A 14,949-nucleotide genomic window follows, 5' to 3' on the forward strand; every position below is an offset into this window, starting at 1 on the left:
CTAGTGCGCCGCGCGGTCCCGGCGGAACCAGCGTGGCGAATGCCCCGAATGGCGCGTGAAGAAGCGCGTGAAATAGGCCGGATCGCCGAACCCGAGCGCATAGCCGATCTCGGCGACCGACAGGTTCGAATACAGCAACAACCGGCGCGCCTCCAGCATCGCACGTTGATCGAGCATGGCCGCGGGTGACGATGCGGCGATCGTCGCGCAGGCCGCCCGCAGCCGGCTCTCGCTGGTGCCGAGCGCCGCGGCATGCTCGGCAACGCCCTCGCGCAGGCGATAGCGTTCGTCGAGCCGCGCCCGGTACCGCGCGACCAGCCGGGCGGCGGTGCCGGGGATCGCGATCCGGTCGCCGTCCTCGGGATCGATCCGCCGCAGCGCCCAGACCAGCAGCGTCAGCAGCGCCGCGTCGACCGCCGCGGCGTGGCCCGGCACCGACCAGCCCAGTTCGCGCATCAGCACGGCGACCGCGGCGGCGATCGGCGGCAGGTCCGCCTCGCCGGGGGTGAGGACGCGCGGCCGATCGAACACCGTGCCGATCTCCGGATATCGTCGCCCGAGCGCATGGAAATAGGATTGCGCCAGCGTCAGCACCGACCCCGCGGAATCGCTGTGCCAGGCAAAGCCGTGGACGACGCCCGCCGGCACGATCAGCACCGCCGGCGCATCGAAGTGCAGCACGCGATCCTCGACGCGCATCGTCCCGCCGCCGGTCGTCACCACGAAGATCTGGACCAGCTCGGCATGCGCGTGCGGGGCGATCGTCCACTCGCTGGGACGCGAGCGATCATCGAGATGCTCGGCATGGACGAAGCCATCGGCGACCGCGCGATGCGGCTCGCCGTACAGATAGAAACGCGGGACCGGATCGTTCGCCATGTATCGCATACTGTCACGATGCAGGCGGATCGTCCAACTTTCCGCGCAGCTTTGCCATGGGCGAGGCCGGCGTCCGCGCGCAACATCAGGACCAGGCGGATACCGTCGGTGGAGAGGAGCAGGGCATGCGGACACAGGTCGCGATCATCGGCGCCGGACCGGCGGGGATGTTCCTCGCCCATCTCCTGCATCAGCAAGGCATAGCAGCCGTCGTGATCGAACGGCGCGACCGCGCCTATGTCGAGGGTCGCGTCCGCGCAGGCGTGCTGGAACAGGTCACCGTCGACCTCATGCGGAAACTCGGCCTGGCCGACCGGCTTGAGCGCGAGGGGCTGGTGCATGGCGGCACCAACCTGTCGCTCGACGGCGCGCTGTTCCGGATCGACATGGCGGCGCTCACCGGTGGCTCCACCGTCACCGTCTATGGCCAGCAGGAAGTCATGCGCGACCTGTTCGATGCCGCCGAGACCCGCGACCTGTCGATCCTGTGGAACGTCGACGACGTCCAGCTGCACGATCTGGATGGCGACCGGCCATCGGTCAGCTGGACCGAACGCGGCGTCGCGCGGCGGCTCGACTGCGAAATCGTGGTCGGCTGCGACGGCTTTCACGGCGTCTGCCGCGCGAGCATCCCGGCCGACGTGTTGCAGACGTTCGAGCGGGTCTATCCGTTCGGCTGGCTCGGTATCCTCGCCGACGTGCCGCCGGTCGACCACGAACTCATCTATGCCAACCACGCGAACGGCTTCGCGCTGGCGTCGATGCGGTCGCCGACGCGCAGCCGCTATTACATCCAGTGCGCGCTAGACGACGATGTCGGCGCGTGGTCCGACGACCGTTTCTGGGACGAATTGTGCGTGCGGCTGGGGCCGACGCTCGGCGAGCGCGTGACTCGCGGCGCCTCGTTCGAGAAGACGATCGCGCCACTGCGCTCGTTCGTCGCCGAACCGATGCGCTGGGGTCGGCTGTTCCTCGCGGGCGACGCGGCGCATATCGTGCCGCCGACCGGGGCCAAGGGCATGAACCTCGCGGTGTCGGACGTGACGATGCTGGGCGAGGCACTGGCCGAATTCTTCATCGAACGATCGGCGGCCGGGATCGACGGCTATTCCGCCCGCGCCCTGGCGCGGGTGTGGAAAGCGGAGCGGTTCTCGTGGTGGTTCACCTCGATCACGCACCGGTTCCCGGACATGGACGGCTTTTCGCGGCGACTGCAGATGGCCGAGCTGGACTATATCCGTACCTCGCCCACGGCGCAGAAGACCCTCGCCGAGAATTACGTCGGACTTCCCCTGGAGGCAGCATGAGCAGGAAAAACTACGACAGCCCGGCAGCAGCGCTCGACGGCCTGTTGTTCGACGGGATGACGATCATGTCGGGCGGGTTCGGGCTGTCGGGCAATCCCGAAAGCCTGATCCCCGAGATCCGCGCCTCGGGCGTCAAGGATCTGACGGTCGTGTCGAACAATGCGGGCGCCGACGGCTTCGGCCTGTGGATGCTGTTGCAAAGCCGCCAGATATCGCGGATGATCAGCTCGTATGTCGGCGACAACGCGCTGTTCGAGCAGCAATATCTGAGCGGTGACCTCGCGCTAGAGCTGAACCCCCAGGGGACGCTCGCCGAACGCATCCGCGCTGGTGGCGCCGGCATCCCCGCCTTCTACACGAAGACCGGGGTCGGCACCGTCGTCGCGGAGGGCAAGCCGGTCGAGACGTTCGACGGCGAGGCGTATGTCCGCGAGACCTGGCTGCGCGCCGACCTGGCGATCATCAAGGCGTGGCGCGCCGATCCGGCAGGGAACCTGATGTTCCGCAAGACCGCGCGCAACTTCAATCCCGTCATGGCGACCGCGGCGAAGGTCACCGTCGTCGAGGTCGAGGAAATGGTCGAGGCCGGCACGTTCGATCCCGACTGCATCCATACGCCGGGCATCTATGTCGACCGCATCGTCCTCAGCACGATCAACGAGAAGCGGATCGAGAAACTGACCGTCCGCCCCAGGGAGACCGCATGATGGCCGAGCAGACCCGTGGCTGGAGCCGCGAACAGATGGCCGCCCGCGCGGCGCGCGAACTGCGCGACGGCTATTACGTCAATCTGGGCATCGGCATCCCGACGCTGGTCGCGAACTATATTCCGGACGGCATCGACGTGACGCTGCAATCGGAGAACGGGATGCTCGGCATGGGGCCGTTTCCCTATGAGGGCGAAGCGGATCCCGACCTGATCAATGCCGGCAAGCAGACCATCACCGCGCTGCCGACATCGTCGTTCTTTTCGAGCGCGGACAGCTTCGCGATGATCCGTGGCGGGCATATCGACCTGACCGTACTCGGCGCGATGGAGGTCGCGGCGAATGGCGACATCGCCAACTGGACGATCCCCGGCAAGATGATCAAGGGCATGGGCGGCGCGATGGACCTCGTCGCGGGCGTGAAGCGCGTGGTCGTGGTGATGGATCACGCCAACAAGCACGGCGAACCCAAGATCCTGGAAGCGTGTACGTTGCCGCTGACCGGCCAGGGCGTGGTCGACCTGATCGTCACGGACCTGTGCGTGATGGTCGTCGACACGGCGCACGGCGGGCTGACGCTGATCGAACTCGCGCCCGGCATCTCGCTCGACGACGTGCGGGCGAAGACCGGCGCGGCGTTCGCCGTGGCACTCGAGGCGGAGGCGGCGGCATGACCGGGGTCGTGGCCTATGATCGCGAGGATGCCGGCGCCCCGCCCTCGCTGGTCCCCGACTATCGATCGACCGTCCTGCGCAGCCCGCGCCAACCGCTGGTACGGATCCCGGCGACGCTGACCGAGACCAGCGGCCCGACCGGCCATTGGGAACGACTGATGGTCGGGCCGTCCGGCATCGACATGACGACGCAGCATCCGGGGGCCCCACAGGGCCAGCGCATCGTCGTGTCGGGTCGCGTGCTCGACGATCGCGGACGTCCCGTGCCGAACACCGTGATCGAGATCTGGCAGGCCAATGCGGCAGGTCGCTACGTCCATTCGGCCGATACCTGGGATGCACCGCTCGATCCCAATTTCACCGGGGCAGGTCGCGTCGTGACCGATGCCGAGGGCCGCTATCGCTACGTCACGATCCGGCCCGGCGCCTATCCCTGGGGCAATCACAAGAACGCATGGCGGCCGGGGCACATCCACCTTTCGCTGCTCGGGCCCGCGTTCGCGACCCGACTCGTGACGCAGATGTATTTCCCCGACGACCCGCTGATCGAGATCGATCCGATCGCCAACGCGGTGCCGATGCCCTATCGTCAGCGGATGGTCGGCCGCTTCGACATCGACACGTCCGTGCCCGCCTGGGCGCTCGGCTATCTGTTCGATATCGTGCTAAAGGGCCGCGACGAGACGCCGTTCGAGCCCGATGCCGGAGACGATCATGACCATTGATCTCGAAACCCGCGCTCCCGCGCCGCGACAGGACAATCAGGACCCGGCGATCTTCGGCCAGACCCCGTCGCAGACCGTCGGGCCCTTCTTCCATTACGGCCTGCCCTGGAAAGGCGGCGCGGATCTGGTCGGCACGTCGGACATGGGCGCCCGCCCCGATCTGTTCGGTCCGGATCATTACGTCCTCGCGCGCTCGTCGCGCAGCGGGACGCCGGCGGGCGAGGTCATCGAGATCGTCGGCGATGTCCGCGATGCGAACGGCGACGTCATCCTCGATGCGATGATCGAGATCTGGCAGGCGGACGCAGCAGGCCGCTATCCCGGCGGACCTGAGGGCGAGCCGGATCCCCATTTCGTCGGGTTCGGCCGTGCGTCGATCGATGCGGACGGGCTCTATCGCTTCCGGACGGTTCGCCCCGGCCGCGTGCCCGGCCCCGGCAACACGCTGCAGGCGTCGCATATCGCGGTGTCGGTTTTCGGACGCGGCGTGCTGAAACGGCTGGCGACGCGGCTGTATTTCGATGGCGACGAGGGTCATGACGAGGATCCGGTGTTGCAGGCCGTTCCCGCTGCCCGCCGCGAAACGCTGATCGCCGCGCGCGACGCGGAAGGACGCTGGCGGTTCGACATCGCGCTCGGCGGCGACCGCGAGACCGTCTTCTTCGACCTATGAGCGACTGGCTCCGCACCCGACCGGCAGCGACGCCAGCGATGCTGGCGGTGTTCGGCGACCACGCGACGATCGCGCACGCGCTCGCGTTCGAGGCGGCACTTGTCCGCGCACAGGCGACCGAGGGGCTGGTCGAGCCGGCGATCGCCGATGCGATCGGTGCGGCGTGCGCCACGTTGGAGATCGACCCGGCGACACTCGCCGACGAGGCGGCGCTGGCCGGCACGCTGGCGATTCCTTTGGTCGCGCGGCTGCGAGCGGCCTGTCCGCCCGACGTCGCGCGCTGGGTTCATGTCGGCGCCACCAGCCAGGACGTGGCCGACACCGCGCTGATGAGTCAGGTCAGGGCGGCCACCGCGCTGCTGGCCGCCGATGTCGCTCGCATCGGTGCCGCGCTGGCTCCGCTCGCCGATCGCCATGCTACGACGCCCGCGGTCGGACGGACGCTGTTGCAGGATGCCCTGCCGATCGGGTTCGGCGTCCGGATCGCGCAGTGGATGGCGGGCATCGACGACGCGATGCACGGACTGGCGCGCGACGTCGGGGCGCACGCGACGGTCCAGCTTGGCGGTGCGGCCGGCACGCGCGCAGGACTGGACGGCAAGGGCAGCACGATCGCCGCGCATGTCGCCCGGTCGCTCGGGCTCGCATCGGCGGCGCCGTGGCACGGGCGGCGCACGGGTACCGCGGCCATCGCCTCCTCGACCGGCATCGTGATCGGCGCGCTCGCGAAGATGGCGCGCGACATCTCGTTGCTGGCGCAGAACCAGATCGGCGAGACCCGCGAACCCGCGATTGCGGGTCGCGGCGGGTCGTCTGCCATGGCCCACAAGCGCAACCCGACCGGGTGCCAGGTCGCGCTCGCCGCCCACTACCGCGCGCCCGGGCTGGTCGCCGGCATCCTGTCCGGACTGGCCGCGGAGGAGGAACGCGGCCTGGGCGGCTGGCAGGCGGAGGGGCCGGCGCTCGCCGACCTGTTCCTGCTCGCGGCCGGCAGTGCCGCGGCGATGGCCGTGGTCGCCGAGGGCCTGGACATCGACCGCGACGCGATCGCCCGCAACCTCGCCGCGGCCGGCATCGGCACCGACATCGGCGAGAGCGAGGCGATCGTCGCCGCGCTGCTCGCCGCGACCCGTGCACCGCATCGACAAGGATAACCCGATGCCCTTCACCACCAATCACGGCGTTCGCCTCTACTGGAAACTCGACGGCGCCGAGGACAAGCCGGCGCTCGTGCTCCTGAACTCGATCGGCTCGGATCTCGGTCTGTGGGACGGTGCGATCCCGTATCTGGTGCGCTCGTTCCGCCTGCTGAGGATCGACACGCGTGGCCATGGTGCATCCGATGCACCCGACGGCGACTATGACCTGCCGACGCTGGCGGCCGATGTCGTCGCGGTGATGGACGCCGCCGGGATCGAGACCGCCTCGGTCGCGGGCATCTCGCTCGGCGGGATGATCGCGATGCAGATCGCGCTCGATCATCCTGCGCGAATTTCGGCGCTGGTGCCGATCTGCACCTCGGCGACGATGGACGCCACCGCTTGGTCCGATCGGATCGCCACGGTGCGGGCTGGCGGCGTCGCGGCGATCGCCGACATGGCGATGGGCCGCTTCCTGTCGCCCGGTTTCACCGCGGCGCATCCCGAGGCCGCCGCGACGGTCCGAGCCGGGCTGCTCGCGACGCCGACCGCAGGCTATGCGGGCGCCGGCGCCGCGATCCGCGACATGGCGATCGTCGGCCGCCTACCCGAGATTACTGTCCCGACCCTGGTCGTCGCCGGATCCCGCGATACGTCGACGCCCTATCAGGGCCACGGTGATCGCATCGTCGCCGGCATTCCCGGTGCGCAGGTCGTCCATATCGCCGCCGCGCATCTCGCTTCAATCGAGGCCCCCGCCGAACTCGCCGCGGCGATCCGCGATTTCCTGCTGGGCGATCCCGCCGCCCCCGACGGTTCGACCGATGTCGTGCAAGACGCCGCGGATACGCTGTTCGATGCGGGGCTGCGCAACCGTCGGCGGGTCCTGGGCGATGCCTGGGTCGACCGGTCGCTCGCCAACCGGACGCCGTTCAACGCCGATTTCCAGGCGATGATCACGCGGATCGCCTGGAACGAGATCTGGGGACGCCCCGGGCTCGACGACCGTACGCGGCGCCTGCTGGTGCTGGCGATCACCGTCAGCCTGGGTCGCTGGGAGGAGTTCGGCCTCCACGTCCGCGCCGGGCTGACCCGCGCCGGGTTCACGCAGGACGAGCTGAAGGAAGTCCTGATGCAGACCGCGATCTATGCCGGCGTGCCCGCCGCCAACACGGCCTTCGCCGAAGCCGCGAAGATCATTGCCGACATCGAAAAGGACTGACGATGGCCGATGCCTTCCTCTGCGACGCGATCCGCACGCCGATCGGGCGTCTCAACGGCGCACTGTCGAGCATCCGCGCCGACGACCTCGCGGCGCTGCCGATCAAGGCACTGATCGACCGCAATCCGGGGGTCGACTGGGCCGCGATCGACGACACGATCCTCGGCTGCGCGAACCAGTCGGGCGAGGACAACCGCAACGTCGCGCGGATGGCGGTGCTGCTGGCCGGCTTGCCCGAGACCGTGCCGGCATCGACGATCAACCGGCTGTGCGGCTCGGGTCTGGACGCGATCGGCAGCGCGGCGCGCGCGATCCGCAGCGGCGATGCCGAGTTCATGCTGGCGGGCGGCGTCGAGAGCATGACCCGCGCCCCCTATGTGATGGGCAAGGCCGGCAGCGCGTTCGGCCGCGATCAGACGTTGCAGGATACCACGCTCGGCTGGCGGTTCGTCAACCCGGCGATGCGCGCGGCGTACGGCGTCGATACCATGCCGCAGACCGGCGAGAACGTCGCACGTGACTGGAACGTCAGCCGCGAGGACCAGGATCGCTTCGCCCTGCACAGCCAGGAAAAGGCGGCGGCGGCGCAGGCCAATGGCCGGCTCGCCGCGGAGATCGTGCCGGTCGCGATCCCGCAGAAGAAGGGCGATCCGATCCTGTTCGCGCAGGACGAGCATCCCCGTGCCACCAGCCTGGAGGCGCTGGCGAAATTGCGGCCCGTCGTCGCCGCCGACGGCACGGTCACTGCGGGCAATGCCTCGGGCCTGAACGACGGCGCCGCCGCGGTGCTGGTCGCGTCCGAGCGCGCCGCCGCCAAGCATGGCCTCACGCCGCGCGCGCGTATCGTGGCGATGGCGGCCGCGGGTGTCGCGCCGCGGGTCATGGGCGTCGGCCCGGTCGAGGCCGCGCGGAAACTGCTCGCGATCGGCGGAATCACGATCGACCAGCTCGACGTGATCGAACTCAACGAGGCCTTTGCGAGCCAGGCGATCGCGAGTCTGCGCGAGCTCGACATCGATCCCGCCGACCCGCGCGTCAACCGCAACGGCGGTGCGATCGCGCTCGGCCATCCGCTCGGCATGTCCGGCGCTCGGATCACGATGAGCGCGGTCGAGGATCTGCAGCGGAGCGGCGGCCGCTATGCGATGGCGTTCATGTGCATCGGCGTCGGCCAGGGGATCGCCCTGCTGCTCGAACGCGTCTGAGCGCGGCACTCACGCAGGCGACCTATCGAGCTCGGCCTTGCGCCACTGCCGATAGCCGATCACCGCAAGCATGATCATCGCCGCGTAGAGGCCGGCGGTCAGCGTCAGGCCTTTGACCAGGAACATGCCGACATAGAGGACGTCGACGACGATCCAGAGCAGCCAGTTGGCGGTATGGCGACGCGCCGTCCAATATTGCGCGACCAGGCTGAAACTGCTGAGCGCGGCGTCCATCCATGGCAGCGAGGCGTTGGTGAAGCGGCTCATGAACCAGCCGATCGCCACCGCGCCGACAGCGCCCGCGGCGAGGCTCGCAATCGCGTGAGCAGGACGTAACGGCACCACGACGACGTCCCCCGCAGCGTCCTTGCCGCGAGTCCAGGCGACCCAGCCGTAGAGGATCGCGAGCCCGAACAGCGCTTGGAGGACCATGTCGGCATAGAGCCGAACGTCGAGGAACAGCTTGAAATACAGCGCGCAGGCTATGAGATTGACCGGCCAGCACAGCATGCGGCGCGTGGCGGTCAGCCATATGCCTGTGACGCTCACCGCGACCGCGACGATCTCGAACGCAGTCATCGCGGGGGTGCTCCGGTTTCGATCGCGCGGAGGAAGTCTCGGCCAGGCGCGGACTGGAACCATGCGGCGTGGCCGATCAGATAGTCGTCCCAGGCCAGTGCCGCGGACGCGGGGTCTTCGACGACCGCGGTGAAATACTCGATCTCCGACAAAGCGAACTCGAGGTGCACGAGCGGCAACAGGCGGACGATCGCCTCGATGTCTGCGCGGCCGAGCGGCGCGGTCGTGGCATAGCCGGCGAGCAGCGCGAGTGCTGCCGCCGGATCGCCGATGTCGCCCGTCCCCTGCCCCAGCTCGAGCCAGCGAACGGCGGTGCGCTCGATCGCGGTGGCGATGTCGTGGACCGCGCAGGTGCGATCGGCGAGTCCGAAGTCGAACGCGGTCCGGACACTGCCGTCGCTTGCCCAGAGCAGGTTGGAAGGGTGCCAGTCGTTGTGCGTCCATAGCGGCGTCTGCTCGGCAAGCAGAGGGGCCAATCCCTGCCCCAAGGCTTCGAACAGCCTCCGCAGCTCGCGTGGCCATGGCCTCGATTCGAGGAACGCGGCCAGCGCAGGACGGGCCGCGACATAGGCTTCGGCCGCGGCGATCGGATCGGCGGCGGGCAGGATGGTGAAGCTGGCAACCAACGGCTGCGGGCGGCGGGGCGGCGCGGTGAAACTGCGCGCCGCCTCGTGCAGCGTCGCGAGCGCCATCCCGGCGGCATGGGCATGCGCGCGAGAGACGAACGGCGTCCATGAAAGGCTGTCGCGGTACAGGTCCGCGCCAGGCGCCTGACGGTGCAGCTCGTACGACCAGGCGCCGCTCGCCACCGCCGTCGCGCCGTCTGCGGTCGCCATCACCTCGGGCACCGACATGCCCGCGCCGGCAAGGTGTGCGATGAACGCGTGTTCCTCCGCCAGCCCTTCGACCGTGCGGACGCTGTAATGGTGACGCTTCAACAGGAACGCGCCCTGCGTCGTGTGCGCCAGTGTCGCGGCGGAGAAGGGCCGCGGGGAATGCCAGTGCAGCCCGGTCAGCCGCCCCGCCGCCGGAAAGCGGGCAATAACCGCTGCGGCCTCGTCGGCGGTTATCGCCGGCCAGGTCGGCGCCTCCATCGCGGTGCCCATGCCGTGGACGAGATGCGCGGGCTGCGTCGCCAACTCAGAACGCCCGCGAGATCGTTACCATGACCGCCGCACCGCTGCCGACATAATAAGCGGGCGGCGAGCCGGCGATGACCGTGCCGTTGCGGCCGATCGTGTCCTGCGCGTTGGTGCTGACCGACTGGACGCCGGCGAGGACGTGTGGATCGGTGACGTTGATCGCGTTGACGCGCAGGTCGGTGCGCTTGCCGTCGAGCCAGTCGGCGAGGTGCATGCCGACCGACAGGTCGAGCGTCGCATAGCCCTTGATGCGCTCGTCGTTCATGAAGCTCGCATATTGCCGGCCGATATATTTCGACGCGACGCTGCCGAAGAAGCGGTCATCGTCATAGATCCCGCCAGCGCCGAACTGGACGGTCGGGCTTGAGACTGCGTGCTTGCCCCGGGTCGGCAGGAAGTCCACGCCGACGGGCAGGTCGTCGTCGATCCGTGCGCGCAGATATTCGCCCGAGAGGTACAGGCTGACACCGGCGACCGGGCGGTAGTCGATCTCCGCATCGACGCCGTAGGAGGTCTGTCCGCCGGCGTTGATCGTCGCGTTGACCTGCGCCCCGCCCTGGTCGATCACGGTGGCGAGCTGGCGATTGCGGAACTTGTAGTGGAAGCCCGTCACCGACGCCGAGAGCTGCTCGCCGATGAAGCGATAGCCGATCTCCTGCGAGACCGAATATTCGTTCTTGAGCGCGTTCGTCCCCCGCACGACCAGTTCGCCGCCGAAATAGCTGTTGTAGAGCGTGAACTCGTTGGGGGTGCGGAAGTTGGTGGTGATGTTGGCAAACAGCTGCTGGCGATCGTCGAGCCGGTAGTGGATCGCGGCACGGGGCAATGCGGCGAAACTGTCGTTGCGCACCTTGTCCTGCGGTCCCGGCAGATAGGTGCGGCCGTTGCGCAAGACGTTGACGCCCTTGAACCCGGCATCGATCGTCAGCCGCGGGCTGAGTGCGATACTGTCGGCGATGAAGAAGCCCTTCGTCACGGTGACGGTGCGCTGGTTCTCATAGGCCAGCAGGCGGCCGTCGGCGGTGCGGATCGCCTTTGAACGATAGCCCCAGCGGTCGAACGGCTGCCCGTCGGCGTCGATCGACGTGTACGACTGCGTGACGCGGTCGGTGCCGTAATCGAACCAGAGCCCGGCGGTCAGCGTGTGCATGCCGGCCTTCAGGGTCAGCTTGCTGACGTTGCCGACGCGCATCTGGTCGCCGGTATAATTGCCGAGCACGGTCGCCACGCCGTCGACCGCGCCAGGCAATGCGATCGGCTGGGCGAGTTCTTCGGTGCCGAGGAAATTGCCCTCGGTGGTCAGCTGCGTTCCGTAGGGCGAGTTGCCGTAGCCGAACTGGAGATAGCTCGTGGTGTCGAGCGCGAGCCGGTCGTTCAGCACGATATGCACCGGCGCGGAGGCATAGAGGTTGCGGAACGGCGCGCGGTACAGCCGCCAGTAGTTGGTGTTCCCCGCCGTGTAGCGCTCGTCGAAATTGAAATCGCGACCCTGCGCGTTCCACTCGGCGAGCGTCGGGCTCGGATAGCTCGACGAGTTCGCGTCGTTGTACGACAGCGCGAGGCTGGCGCGGTTGCCGGCGCCCCATTCGTTGAGGATCTTGGCGTCGACATGCTGGCGCGTGTCGTAGCCGGCACCGCGCCAATTGTCCGCGCGGGTGTTCGAATAGGACAGGAACGCCTTCAGCCCGGTATTCCCGATCGTCCCGCTATCGATGCGGAAGAACGCGCGCCGCGCCGCGTAGCTGCCGAGCGACAGGTCGACCAGCGCGCCGGGACGCGCCTTCGGATCGTCGAGCGCCAGCGACAACAACCCGCCTGCCCCGCCGAGCGTCGGGGAATCGATATCGACCGACCCTTGTGCGAGCGAGATGCGCTTGAGGTTCTCGGGGTCGGCGAACTGCGACGGATAGGCATAATAATAGCCGATGTCGTTCTGCGGTGCGCCCTCCATCAGCACGCCGATCTCGTCCTGGCCGAGCCCGCGCAACGTCAGGCTCGAACTCGTCGACAGGCCGTACGGATCGCTCGACGCGACGTTCGCACCGGGCAGCAGCGTGACAAGCTGGAACGCGTTGAGCGTCGGCGCCTGCTTGACGACGAAGTCGGCGGAAATCGCACTCTGCGCGCGCGGCACCTTCTGGTCGGGCAGCAGCCCCGCCGGATCGGGCGTGCCGACGACGCGGATCTCGGTGGTATCGGCAGGTTCGGGCGCGACCTGCGCCATTGCGGACTGCGCGAACACGGCCGTCGACAAGGTCAGTGCGACCCGCAGCCCATGACCACGACGCGTTACCGCCGCGGACGTCAAAAACGGAAAACTAGTGCCAAAAACGTTCACGTCCACTCCAATCGGAGGGACGACGGGCCAGCCGCAGACCCTCCCTACGCCGGTATAAGCCGGATCAGGTTCAGCGGGTCATGGGCTGCTGCCCACCTCTCAGCCGCGCATAAGCGGCCCCCCGGGGATTTCCGTCGCTTAGGTGGTCGTGTCGGTATTGGAAAGCGCTAACGCCTCGATCGTTCACGTCACCGCAGGCGCAACCTGCCAATAGGTCGCGTAGCGCTCGTGCGCGATGCGATGATAGGGGATCATCCGGATCGGTTGTCGATCCGCCGACATGATCGTGAAGGCAAGCGGCCGATCGCCCGGACGGATCCCGCGCGCAAGCGTCTCCGGGTCACCCGCCAGCGTCGGCGGCGTAAACGGTGCGGCGTTGTAGTCGCCATATTTGCGCTCGTTGACGATGATGTCCGCCCCCGGCGCGAGGCCCTCGCGCCCGAAGGCACCGGCGAGCACGAGCGGGCCGAACGTGAAGGCCACGATATCGGGCGCGGCGGGCGACCGTTCGACGCCCGTCCGCATGTCCAGGCGCAACTCCACCGCGTCGCCGTCGCGCCAGTTGCGGGCGAGGTCGAGATACCGGCCGGGGCTGGTCGATCGCGCTGCCTCGACGCCGTTGACCAGCACCAATGCGGTCCGGCTCCAGCCTGGATGGCGCAGCTTCAGCGTCAGGTCGGTCGGGCGCTGCAACGTCCACCGCAGCGTCGTCGTCGCGGAATCGGGGAACGCGGTGGTCTGGGTCAGCACCGCACCCATGTCCTTCCAGGTCACCGCGGAGGGCACGAACAGGTTGACGTACAGCGCGCGGTCGTCGTGAAAATAGATCGAGTCGCGATATTTGACGTGGTTCTCCATCCCCGTGCCGGTGCAGCACCAGAAGGATTGCTCGGGCGTGTGATACAGCTTCATGTAGCCGGGCCGGGCACCCTGGAAATAGGTCGCCATGCCACTGTCCGGGTCCTGCGACGCGAGGATGCCGTTATACAGCGTCCGCTCGTAATTATCGGCATAGGCGGCCTGCGGGTCGTGCAGGAACAGCGCACGCGTGAGTTTCAGCATGTTGTGCTGGCAACAGGTCTCCGAGCCCTTCGCCGAGAACACATGGTCGGCGAAATCCGCGACCGGAAAGAAATGCTCGTTGTCGCCGTGCCCGCCGGTCGCGAACGACCGGGTCAGCGCCACCGTCCGCCAGAAGAATATCGAAGCTTCGTGATATTCGGGCTTTCCCGTCACTTCCCACACACGCTGGAAGCCGATGATCTTGGGCACCTGGGTGTTGGCGTGGAGCCCGTCGAGGTGGTCGCGGCGGCGGGCGAGCGGCGCGAGGATCGCCTTTTGCGAAAACCGCTCGGCCATCCGCTTATACTCGGCCGTCCCGGTCATGGTGTAGAGATCGGCGAACACCTCGTTCATGCCGCCATGCTCGGTTTCCAGCATGGTTTCGAACTGCGCGTCGCTCAGCGGCCGGCACGCCACCACCGCCCAGTCGGCGAACCGCACCAGCACCGCACGCGACGCGTCGCTGTCCGCCATTAGCACCGCGTCGCGCAACCCGGCATACACCTTGTGCAGCGCGTACCACGGCACGCCGGTGATCGTATCGCCGCGCAGATGGGCCACCAGCAACGCGGGCCCCTTGGGGAACGCGCAGACCAGCCCGGAACCCGATGCCGCCTGGCAGGCCGCCAGTTCGCGCGCGATATGCTCGATCCTGTCCTTGAACCGCCGGTCCCCCGTCGATCGATAGGCCAGTGCACAGGCCGACAAATAGTGTCCGAGGGTGTGCCCGTGACAGTTGATGTCCGCCCAGAGCGGGTCCGATTCCCAGCCACCATAGACCGGCGCCTTCGCCGGCAGACCCGCATTCACCCGAAAATTGGCCAGCATCCGATCGGGTTTCAGCGCGAGCAGATACGCCTCGGTCTTGCGCTGCGCGTGCAGGAACGGTCCCTCACCCAGCGTCACGTCGGACAAATCGAATGGCCGCAGGGTCGCGACCGGCACACCCGCCGTGGCGCCCGACGGATCCCGCACGGTCTCCTGCGGAACGAGAGCCTGCGCGGCTTGAGGCGCGATCGCCACCGTGCCGGCCAGCAACGCGCCGCTCCCGACCCCCGTCAGGAAGGTGCGACGTGAATGTCCGGCACAGCACGGGTCGTTCATCAGGGTATCCTCCAGCCACTCACGGGTCTTTATTTGTCTGAGTAGCAGACGATGCCGCCAAGCGAGCCCGCGCGCAACCCCGGCTAGGTCGTACGGCCTGCGGCTGGGCAACCGGATGCGGTGAAATCATCGCCCCGGGACGGGCGAAACGCGCGCGGGTGCGTTCAGTATGCTCGACCCACTCATTTCCGAT

General features: G+C 68.1%; 13 protein-coding genes and 1 riboswitch. Of the genes, 8 read left to right on the forward strand and 5 right to left on the reverse strand.

Features of this window, described 5'->3' with window-relative positions; all coding sequences use genetic code 11:
* Complete coding sequence (locus NLI89_RS07910) at positions 1 to 879, reverse strand: helix-turn-helix domain-containing protein (protein ID WP_254686535.1); 879 nt, start codon at positions 877 to 879, stop codon at positions 1 to 3.
* Positions 880 to 1,004: 125 nt separating this feature from the next.
* Between NLI89_RS07910 and pobA the strand changes: the two genes are divergently transcribed.
* The 8 genes from pobA to pcaF are packed head-to-tail and all read left to right on the forward strand — an operon-like array spanning position 1,005 to position 8,531.
* Positions 1,005 to 2,186, forward strand: coding sequence for a 4-hydroxybenzoate 3-monooxygenase (gene pobA / locus NLI89_RS07915; protein WP_254686610.1), 1,182 nt, complete (start codon positions 1,005 to 1,007; stop codon positions 2,184 to 2,186).
* Positions 2,183 to 2,893 carry a CoA transferase subunit A gene (locus NLI89_RS07920; protein ID WP_254686536.1) on the forward strand — a complete coding sequence of 237 codons (711 nt, stop codon included), beginning with the start codon at positions 2,183 to 2,185 and terminating at the stop codon, positions 2,891 to 2,893. The genes pobA and NLI89_RS07920 overlap by 4 nt, the downstream gene beginning before the upstream one ends.
* Positions 2,890 to 3,567: a 3-oxoacid CoA-transferase subunit B gene (locus NLI89_RS07925; protein WP_254686537.1), complete on the forward strand. Its 678-nt coding sequence runs from the start codon at positions 2,890 to 2,892 to the stop codon at positions 3,565 to 3,567. Before NLI89_RS07920 ends, NLI89_RS07925 begins: the two co-directional genes overlap by 4 nt.
* Entirely contained in the window at positions 3,564 to 4,292 is a 729-nt protein-coding gene (pcaH, locus tag NLI89_RS07930; RefSeq protein ID WP_254686538.1) for a protocatechuate 3,4-dioxygenase subunit beta, read from the forward strand. Before NLI89_RS07925 ends, pcaH begins: the two co-directional genes overlap by 4 nt.
* A complete protein-coding gene (gene pcaG, locus NLI89_RS07935; protein WP_254686539.1) occupies positions 4,282 to 4,965 on the forward strand; it encodes a protocatechuate 3,4-dioxygenase subunit alpha in 684 nt (227 codons plus the stop codon). Before pcaH ends, pcaG begins: the two co-directional genes overlap by 11 nt.
* Positions 4,962 to 6,119, forward strand: a complete 1,158-nt coding sequence (locus NLI89_RS07940; protein ID WP_254686540.1) for a lyase family protein — start codon at positions 4,962 to 4,964, stop codon at positions 6,117 to 6,119. The genes pcaG and NLI89_RS07940 overlap by 4 nt, the downstream gene beginning before the upstream one ends.
* Before the next feature lie 4 nt (positions 6,120 to 6,123).
* On the forward strand, positions 6,124 to 7,326 hold the full coding sequence (gene pcaDC, locus NLI89_RS07945; protein ID WP_254686541.1) for a bifunctional 3-oxoadipate enol-lactonase/4-carboxymuconolactone decarboxylase PcaDC: 1,203 nt from the start codon (positions 6,124 to 6,126) through the stop codon (positions 7,324 to 7,326).
* 2 nt (positions 7,327 to 7,328) lie between these two features.
* On the forward strand, positions 7,329 to 8,531 hold the full coding sequence (gene pcaF, locus NLI89_RS07950; protein ID WP_254686542.1) for a 3-oxoadipyl-CoA thiolase: 1,203 nt from the start codon (positions 7,329 to 7,331) through the stop codon (positions 8,529 to 8,531).
* A gap of 9 nt (positions 8,532 to 8,540) precedes the next feature.
* Here the strand turns inward: pcaF and pnuC are convergent, their stop codons facing one another.
* From pnuC to NLI89_RS07970, 4 genes are all read right to left on the reverse strand, one after another.
* On the reverse strand, positions 8,541 to 9,110 hold the full coding sequence (pnuC, locus tag NLI89_RS07955) for a nicotinamide riboside transporter PnuC (protein ID WP_254686543.1): 570 nt from the start codon (positions 9,108 to 9,110) through the stop codon (positions 8,541 to 8,543).
* On the reverse strand, positions 9,107 to 10,249 hold the full coding sequence (locus NLI89_RS07960) for a phosphotransferase enzyme family protein (protein ID WP_254686544.1): 1,143 nt from the start codon (positions 10,247 to 10,249) through the stop codon (positions 9,107 to 9,109). Before NLI89_RS07960 ends, pnuC begins: the two co-directional genes overlap by 4 nt.
* A 1-nt stretch (position 10,250) precedes the next feature.
* Positions 10,251 to 12,476 (reverse strand): TonB-dependent receptor, encoded by a 2,226-nt coding sequence (locus NLI89_RS07965; RefSeq protein WP_439144494.1) that lies wholly within the window; start codon positions 12,474 to 12,476, stop codon positions 10,251 to 10,253.
* 138 nt (positions 12,477 to 12,614) lie between these two features.
* Positions 12,615 to 12,724: riboswitch (TPP riboswitch) on the reverse strand.
* 49 nt (positions 12,725 to 12,773) lie between these two features.
* Positions 12,774 to 14,756, reverse strand: coding sequence for a glycoside hydrolase family 127 protein (locus tag NLI89_RS07970; RefSeq protein WP_254686545.1), 1,983 nt, complete (start codon positions 14,754 to 14,756; stop codon positions 12,774 to 12,776).
* Between the last annotated feature and the right edge of the window lie 193 nt (positions 14,757 to 14,949).

This window comes from Sphingomonas faeni (assembly GCF_024273235.1).
Classification (GTDB): Bacteria; Pseudomonadota; Alphaproteobacteria; order Sphingomonadales; family Sphingomonadaceae; genus Sphingomonas; species Sphingomonas faeni_A.

Coding starts and splice junctions, on each gene's coding strand:
- pcaG (WP_254686539.1), top strand. CDS start 4,282: ATGACCATTGATCTCGAAACCCGCGCTCCCGCGCCGCGACAGGACAAT.
- NLI89_RS07920 (WP_254686536.1), top strand. CDS start 2,183: ATGAGCAGGAAAAACTACGACAGCCCGGCAGCAGCGCTCGACGGCCTG.
- pnuC (WP_254686543.1), bottom strand. CDS start 9,110: ATGACTGCGTTCGAGATCGTCGCGGTCGCGGTGAGCGTCACAGGCATA.
- NLI89_RS07970 (WP_254686545.1), bottom strand. CDS start 14,756: ATGAACGACCCGTGCTGTGCCGGACATTCACGTCGCACCTTCCTGACG.
- NLI89_RS07965 (WP_439144494.1), bottom strand. CDS start 12,476: ATGGCGCAGGTCGCGCCCGAACCTGCCGATACCACCGAGATCCGCGTC.
- NLI89_RS07925 (WP_254686537.1), top strand. CDS start 2,890: ATGATGGCCGAGCAGACCCGTGGCTGGAGCCGCGAACAGATGGCCGCC.
- pobA (WP_254686610.1), top strand. CDS start 1,005: ATGCGGACACAGGTCGCGATCATCGGCGCCGGACCGGCGGGGATGTTC.
- pcaF (WP_254686542.1), top strand. CDS start 7,329: ATGGCCGATGCCTTCCTCTGCGACGCGATCCGCACGCCGATCGGGCGT.
- pcaH (WP_254686538.1), top strand. CDS start 3,564: ATGACCGGGGTCGTGGCCTATGATCGCGAGGATGCCGGCGCCCCGCCC.
- pcaDC (WP_254686541.1), top strand. CDS start 6,124: ATGCCCTTCACCACCAATCACGGCGTTCGCCTCTACTGGAAACTCGAC.
- NLI89_RS07910 (WP_254686535.1), bottom strand. CDS start 879: ATGGCGAACGATCCGGTCCCGCGTTTCTATCTGTACGGCGAGCCGCAT.
- NLI89_RS07940 (WP_254686540.1), top strand. CDS start 4,962: ATGAGCGACTGGCTCCGCACCCGACCGGCAGCGACGCCAGCGATGCTG.